Origin of the sequence: Microcystis sp. LE19-10.1B (assembly GCF_027530565.1) — a bacterium.
GTDB lineage: Bacteria > Cyanobacteriota > Cyanobacteriia > Cyanobacteriales > Microcystaceae > Microcystis > Microcystis aeruginosa.
Map to the genome: position 1 here is coordinate 1 of NZ_JAPZQM010000518.1, position 2541 is coordinate 2541.

Annotated in this window: 1 protein-coding gene; it reads left to right on the forward strand. The window is 50.9% G+C overall.

Translation table 11 applies throughout. The annotated features are described in order from the left end of the window. Positions 1 to 283 precede the first annotated feature (283 nt). Positions 284 to 2137 (forward strand): biosynthetic-type acetolactate synthase large subunit, encoded by a 1854-nt coding sequence (ilvB, locus tag O9332_RS18550; protein ID WP_288026791.1) that lies wholly within the window; start codon positions 284 to 286, stop codon positions 2135 to 2137. The last annotated feature ends 404 nt before the right edge of the window (positions 2138 to 2541 follow it).

Here is a 2541-nt window from a genome sequence, read left to right on the forward strand (position 1 = left end):
CCCCCCCCCCCCCCCACCACCCCCCCGCCCCCGCCCCCCCCCCCCCCCACCCCCCCCCCCACACCCCACCCCCCACACCCCCCGACCCCCCCTCCCCACACCCCACACCCCACTTCCCCAGATATTGCATGGGTAAGATGCAAAAAGAAAAAAAACTGCAGCCAAAAAGGTGAGATGGAATACACTAAAAGTATAAGGTTATCAATTTTGCTATTTTTCAAGTTGCATCCTAGGCAACAGAATTGCAATTATCCCTCTAGTTAGAAATTGGACGGTTTGCCCTGTGGTTTCATCACTTCCCAAGCCCAATGACTCTTTAACAACGGTTCCCCAGCGTTGTTCTGGTGCTTATGCCTTGATGGACAGTCTCAAACGTCATGGCGTTAAGCACATCTTCGGTTATCCCGGAGGTGCGATCCTGCCCATCTATGACGAACTCTACCGCTTTGAAGAGCGGGGAGAATTACAACATATTTTAGTGCGCCACGAACAAGCGGCCGCCCATGCCGCCGATGCCTACGCTAGGGCCACCGGCAAAGTGGGGGTCTGTTTCGGTACTTCCGGCCCCGGGGCGACCAATTTGGTGACAGGCATCGCTAACGCACACATGGACTCCATCCCGATGGTGATTATCACCGGTCAGGTGAGCCGGGCGGCCATCGGTTCCGATGCTTTCCAAGAAACCGATATTTATGGTATTACTCTCCCGATTGTTAAACATTCCTATGTGGCTAGAAACGCCCGGGAAGTAGCGAGAATCGTCGCTGAAGCCTTCCATATCGCCAGTACAGGACGACCGGGACCGGTTTTAGTCGATATTCCCAAAGATGTCGGTTTAGAACTATGCGATTATATCCCCGTCGAACCAGGAGATGTGAAACTAAGCGGCTATCGTCCCACGGTTAAGGGCAATCGCCGTCAAATCGAGGCCGCTTTGCACCTCTTGGAAACCGCCGAAAAACCCTTACTTTACGTTGGTGGAGGTGCGATCGCAGCGAATGCCCACGCCCAAATTGCCGAGTTTGCCGAGCGTTTTCAGTTACCCGTCACCACCACGTTAATGGGGATCGGTGCTTTTGATGAACATCATCCCCTCTCGGTGGGAATGTTAGGAATGCACGGCACCGCCTACGCTAATTTTGCCGTGACCGAGTGTGATTTATTAATTGCCGTCGGCGCTCGTTTTGATGACCGAGTAACGGGGAAATTGGACGAATTCGCCTCGAAAGCTAAGGTAATCCATGTGGATATAGACCCGGCCGAAGTGGGCAAAAATCGCGCCCCTGACGTGCCGATTGTCGGGGATGTGCGGGTAGTTTTAGAACAAATACTCCAAAAAGCCAGAGAATTTGATTATCCCACTAATTCTGATCGCAGCCAAGCTTGGTTAGCCAAGATCGAGCGCTGGCGACAAGATTATCCCCTGCAAGTACCTCGACCAGAAGGCAGACTTTCCCCCCAAGAAGTGATCGTTGAGGTGGGTCGTCAAGCACCCCACGCCTACTATACCACCGATGTGGGCCAGCATCAGATGTGGGCGGCCCAATTCCTCAAAAATGGACCCCGACGTTGGATTTCTAGCGCGGGATTGGGGACGATGGGTTTCGGTTTACCGGCTGCGATGGGGGTAAAGGTGGCTATTCCCGATGAGGAGGTCATCTGTATTAGTGGTGATTCCAGTTTCCAAATGAATCTACAGGAATTGGCCACCCTAACCCAATTTAATATTCATGCCAAGACGATTATTATTAATAATGGTTGGCAGGGTATGGTACGTCAATGGCAAGAAGCTTTCTATGGGGAACGTTATTCTAATTCCAATATGGAAGCGGGAATGCCAAATGTGGAACTGTTAGCCCAAGCTTACGGCATTAAAGGGATTACTATTCGCCATCGAGAGGAATTAGCCGCAAAAATTGCCGAAATGTTGGCCCATGATGGTCCGGTTTTAGTCAATGCGATCGTGACTAAAGACGAAAATTGTTATCCCATGGTTGCCCCCGGCCAAAGTAATTCCCGTATGATTGGTTTACCGAAAATTGTCACTGGGGGTTGTGAAATGCTCAATTGTCCCAGTTGTGGCGCGGTTAACAGTTGGAATAATAAATTCTGTCCTGAATGTGGGGCGAAATTGTAGCTGAAAATTGTTAATTAATTAACCAGCCTCCGTTATACTTAACGGAGGTTTTTGGCTTTTTCTCTACTGTGTGAACATCATAAGTAGGTAGGCGTTAAAAATTATCAGATGCCTCCTTATTAAGGAAGGATCGGCACCCCCCTTATCAAGGGGGATCCCCCCGCCTATCGGCACCCCCCTTATCAAGGGGGATCCCCCCGCCTATCGGCACCCCCCTTATCAAGGGGGGCAGGGGGGATCGAACCTAAAATCCATTTTTAAGTAGGTAGGTATTAAAAACTTTCAGATCCCCCCGCCTATCGGCACCCCCCTTATCAAGGGGGGCAGGGGGGATCGAACCTAAAATCCATTTTTAAGTAGGTAGGTATTAAAAACTTTCAGATCCCCCCGCCTATCGGCACCCC